The 4,119-nt window shown below is 63.5% G+C and carries 5 protein-coding genes and 1 pseudogene; 3 read left to right on the forward strand and 3 right to left on the reverse strand.

Features of this window, described 5'->3' with window-relative positions; translation table 11 throughout:
• From VMR03_RS16710 to VMR03_RS16720, 3 genes are all read left to right on the forward strand, one after another.
• The coding region (locus VMR03_RS16710; RefSeq protein WP_325407221.1) for a YceI family protein at positions 1-320 on the forward strand (320 nt) is incomplete at its 5' end.
• The gene (locus VMR03_RS16715; protein WP_325407223.1) at positions 320-964 is read left to right on the forward strand and encodes a YceI family protein; all 645 of its coding nucleotides are present in this window, start codon (positions 320-322) and stop codon (positions 962-964) included. The genes VMR03_RS16710 and VMR03_RS16715, both read left to right, overlap by 1 nt.
• A gap of 166 nt (positions 965-1,130) precedes the next feature.
• Positions 1,131-2,081, forward strand: a complete 951-nt coding sequence (locus VMR03_RS16720) for a TerC family protein (RefSeq protein ID WP_325407225.1) — start codon at positions 1,131-1,133, stop codon at positions 2,079-2,081.
• Here the strand turns inward: VMR03_RS16720 and VMR03_RS16725 are convergent.
• From VMR03_RS16725 to VMR03_RS16735, 3 genes and pseudogenes are all read right to left on the reverse strand, one after another.
• Positions 1,967-2,836: a transglutaminase-like cysteine peptidase gene (locus VMR03_RS16725; RefSeq protein ID WP_325407227.1), complete on the reverse strand. Its 870-nt coding sequence runs from the start codon at positions 2,834-2,836 to the stop codon at positions 1,967-1,969. The genes VMR03_RS16720 and VMR03_RS16725 overlap by 115 nt on opposite strands.
• A 137-nt stretch (positions 2,837-2,973) precedes the next feature.
• The gene (locus tag VMR03_RS16730; protein ID WP_325407229.1) at positions 2,974-3,711 is read right to left on the reverse strand and encodes a transglutaminase-like cysteine peptidase; all 738 of its coding nucleotides are present in this window, start codon (positions 3,709-3,711) and stop codon (positions 2,974-2,976) included.
• 228 nt (positions 3,712-3,939) lie between these two features.
• Positions 3,940-4,119: pseudogene (locus VMR03_RS16735) on the reverse strand (hypothetical protein); the annotation flags it as partial.

Raw genomic sequence — 4,119 nt, forward strand, 5'->3', positions numbered from 1 at the left:
AGAAGGACGCCTATCTGCCGCAGGAGGGCTGGTTCAACGTCGCGTCTTTCCCGAAGGCGGTGTTCGAGGCGACGAGCTTCCGCCATGAAGGCGGCGACAAATACGTCGCCGACGGAACGCTGACGCTCAAGGGCGTGACGAAGAAGGTCGAGCTTCCCTTTACGCTCGCCATCGCGGGCGACACCGCGCATGTCGTCGGCGAGACGACGCTGCAGCGGCTCGCCTTCGGCGTCGGGGCGGGCGACCAGCTTTCGTCGAGCGAGGTCGCGGGTCCCGACGTGAAGGTCAAGATCGACCTCAAGGCGGCGAGGAAGATGTGATGCGGATATGGTGGCGCGTCGCATTGACGCTCGTCGGGACGCTCGCGGGCGCGGCTCTTCTCAGCTCCTGCACGGCGGCGCGCGTGTTGACGCATGACGTCGCGGACGACCCGGTGGCGGCGGTGCCCGGCACCTATCGTCTCGATCCGCATCATACGAGCGTGCTTTTCGACGTCGATCATTTCGGCTATTCGCGGTTCGTCGCGCGCTTCGACAAGGTCGAGGCGGCGCTCGAGGCCGTTCCCTCCTCGCCCGAAACGAGCAGGCTCCGCGTCACCATCAAGGCGGCGAGCGTCGATACGAACGTGCCGGAGCTCGACCGCATGATCGCGGGAAGCGAACTCCTCGACGCCGCGCGCTATCCCGACATCACCTTCGAGACCACGGCGCTGAAGCGCACGGGCAAGAAGACAGGCGAGATGTCCGGCAACCTCACCATGCATGGCAAGACGCGGCCGGTGACGCTTTCCGTCGTCTTCAACGGCGCGGCGCCCGACCCGCTGACCGGCGACGACACGATCGGCTTTTCGGCGACGGGACATTTTAATCGCGCGGATTGGGGCCTCAATGCCTGGTGGCCGGCCGTCGGCAACGACGTGCATGTGTCGATCCAGGCGGAATTCATAAAGCCGAAGGGCGCATAGCCGGCCGGAACAAGCTTATCCGAGGCGCTTGAACTTCGCGAAAGCTTCCCTAATCTAGAGTCCTGTTGGAGCGGGTCCGGGCCCCTCTGGCGGCGGAGGCGTCCGCCGCGATGTCGGACCTTCGTCGCTTTTTGCGCTGCCGCGGCGCCTTGCGACCGGGTTAAACATGGAACTGTTCGGCACCCCCATCTGGGCCTGGGGCGCCTTCTTCACGATCGTGGCTGCGTTGCTCGCCTTCGATCTCGGCATTCTTCACAAGCGCGACAGGGAAATCGGCGTCCGCGAGAGCCTCTGGCTTTCGGCGGGATATATCGCGATTTCGATGATTTTCGGCTTCGGCATCTGGAGCCTGCTCGGACATGAGAAGGGGCTCGAATTCTTCACCGGCTTCTTCGTCGAGAAATCCCTTTCGCTCGACAACGTCTTCGTCATCTCGCTGATCTTCGGCGCCTTCGCGATCCCGCGGCTCTATCAGCACCGCGTGCTCTTCTGGGGCATCATGGGCGTCATCGTGATGCGAGGGCTGATGATCGGGCTCGGCGCGGCGCTGATCGCGAAGTTCGAATGGATCCTTTATATCTTCGGTGCCTTCCTCATCGTCACTGGCATCCGCATGTTCCTTGCCAAGGAACACGACCGGCCGATCGAGCAGCACCCGCTGGTCAAATTCCTCAAAGGCCATATCCGGCTGACGGAGAAGCTGCACGGGCACGACTTCACGGCCAAGATCGCGGACGAGAAGACGGGGCGGATCGTCACGCATGCGACGCCGCTTCTGCTCGCGCTGATCCTCATCGAATGCGCCGACCTCGTTTTCGCCGTCGACAGCGTACCCGCCGTCTTCGCGATCACGCGCGATCCCTTCATCGTCTATACGAGCAACATCTTCGCGATCCTGGGGCTCCGTGCGCTCTATTTCGCGCTGGCCGCGGTGATCCATCGCTTCGCCTACCTCAAATACGCGCTCGCCGCCGTGCTGGTCTTCATCGGCGGTAAGATTTTCTATGGCGAGCTCGTCCACCATGTGCCGGCGCTGCTGTCGCTCGCGGTCACGCTCGGACTGCTGGCTGGCGGCGTTCTGGTTTCGCTGGCCAAGACGAGAGGAACCTCTGCCTGACGCAGGGGCGCCTGACGTGCAGGGGCTTGAGGCATCATGGATGTCACGGCAGCGTTGCGTAGCCTGACCCGTTCGGCGGCGGCAAGGAAAGGCGCGGGTGCGCCGACGGGCGGCAAGGCAGGCTCCGGTGCGGGGCTCGACGTCGCGCGGTCGAGCGCCACCCAGACATAGGGCCTTTCGCGCGATTGCCGCGCCTTCCATCTATAAGGTGTCGCCGACCAGGGCAGAATTTTTGCACTCCTGCTGTCAAGCACGAGGTCGCCCTTGCGGGTCGCGACGATGAGAAGGGCATGTCCTTCACCCGAAGGATCGAGCGCGGTCGCGAGCAGGAGCGCGTCCATGGGCCAGCCGCGTTGAACCAGGAGCTTGCGCTTCAGCAGCACCAGATCCTCGCAGTCGCCACCCCGCGCGTCGGGAAGCGTCCAGTATTCGCGGCGCCTGTAATGGACGATATCCGCAATCTGGGGCAGGCGGTTGACCGCGTCGTTGACGGAGAGGAGCGAGAACCAGCGCGCGGGCGTCAGGTCGATCGCGGCTGGCCTGTCGGTGCCGCCGCCGCAATCCTCGGCGTGGCGCAGGCAATAGTCGATATAGCCGACGGGCGGCACGATGCGCGGACCGGCGGGTATCGACAATGCGGGGGGCGCGGGCGTCCGAGCGGCCGTTTCGACGTCCGGAACGATCGAAGCGCAGGCGGCGAGCGCCAGGGCGAATGCCAGTGCCGCCAGACGCCGAAACAGACAGAGAGAGTACATCGCCGCGAACCTCGATGGTGAGGCATCGAGGGTCTGCCGCGTTTGCTTACTCCGATGTTAAGCGGGATGGGAAGCGCGGCGGGAATGGATGCACATGCCTTCGCGCGCGGCGTTCATCCGAAACGGAGGAAAGACGCCTACGGACGGTTTTCGGTACGAAGGAAGGCGATTTTCTCAGTCGTTTCCGAGACCTTGTGTGCGGCGAGAATGAAAGGGGCCGTCGCGCCCAGAGGCGGAAGCGACTCAGCCGCGGTGCTTTTGAAAGTGCCGCGGTCGAGATCGACCCACACATAGGGCCGGGCACGCGACTGGCGCTCCTTCCATGTATAGGGTGCATCCCGCCACGGGACGATCGCCGCATTCTTGTTGTCGAGCACGAAGTCGCCCTTGTCCGTCACGACGACAAGCAGCGCATGGCCTTCGCCGTTCCATTCCTGCGCCGTGGCCAGGAGGAGGGCATCGACGGGCCAGCCGCGGGCGATGAGCAGCTTGCGCTTCAGCAGGGCAAGGTCCTCGCAATCGCCGCCGCGCCCGTTCGGATAGGCCCAAAATTCGGTGCGGCCGTAATTGTCTTCGTCCTCGATTTCAGGCAGCCGGTTGACATAGTCGTTGACGGCGTTGAGTTCCGACCAGCGCACGGGCGTCAGCACCGGATTGGACGGTTTATCCGTGCCGCCTGCGCAGTCCGGCTCGTTGCGCAGACAGAAGCCGATGAAGCCGTAGGGCGGCACCATCTGCTGACCGACCGGCATGAAGGCGGAAACCAGCTCCAAGCCTTCAGGATAGTTCGCACCGTCGATGCTGCCGCATCCGACCAGCATCAGAGCGAGGGCCACCTCGCTCACAACACTCAACCACCACCATACGGCTTTCATCGCCCAATTCCTGACTTCGCTCGACAACGCAGGCGCAAAATCGGCGGCAAAAATGACCGACGAGTTAATTCACCATGGCGCATATGTAGTAAGAAACAGGGGTTTTTCTAAAATTTTAAATGAATTGATATTTCACCATGCGCGATTTGCGCGGGAATCCTGAAGGATTCCGTGGGCGGAGCATCCTTGCCGACATATTGTCGCGGGGCAGGGGCGCGAGGAGCGCCGTCAGCGAAGTGTGCCGGAACGGAGCGGTGCGGAGGTCGTGTCGCGCTGCTTCATGGCGTCGGCGATGCGGGCCGCACCGGGTTCGACGCTCTCCCAGACACCGGAGGCGAGGCGCGACTGGCGTTTGCGCCAGGTGTAGGAGACGTCCGACCAGGCAAGGATCGCGGGCTCGAGATTATC

Source organism: Parvibaculum sp., assembly GCF_035511255.1.
Lineage (GTDB): Bacteria > Pseudomonadota > Alphaproteobacteria > Parvibaculales > Parvibaculaceae > Parvibaculum.

What these genes read in the sequence shown, in the direction of transcription:
- VMR03_RS16725 (WP_325407227.1), bottom strand. Translation starts at nt 2,836, where the DNA reads ATGTACTCTCTCTGTCTGTTTCGGCGTCTGGCGGCACTGGCATTCGCC.
- VMR03_RS16715 (WP_325407223.1), top strand. Translation starts at nt 320, where the DNA reads ATGCGGATATGGTGGCGCGTCGCATTGACGCTCGTCGGGACGCTCGCG.
- VMR03_RS16730 (WP_325407229.1), bottom strand. Translation starts at nt 3,711, where the DNA reads ATGAAAGCCGTATGGTGGTGGTTGAGTGTTGTGAGCGAGGTGGCCCTC.
- VMR03_RS16720 (WP_325407225.1), top strand. Translation starts at nt 1,131, where the DNA reads ATGGAACTGTTCGGCACCCCCATCTGGGCCTGGGGCGCCTTCTTCACG.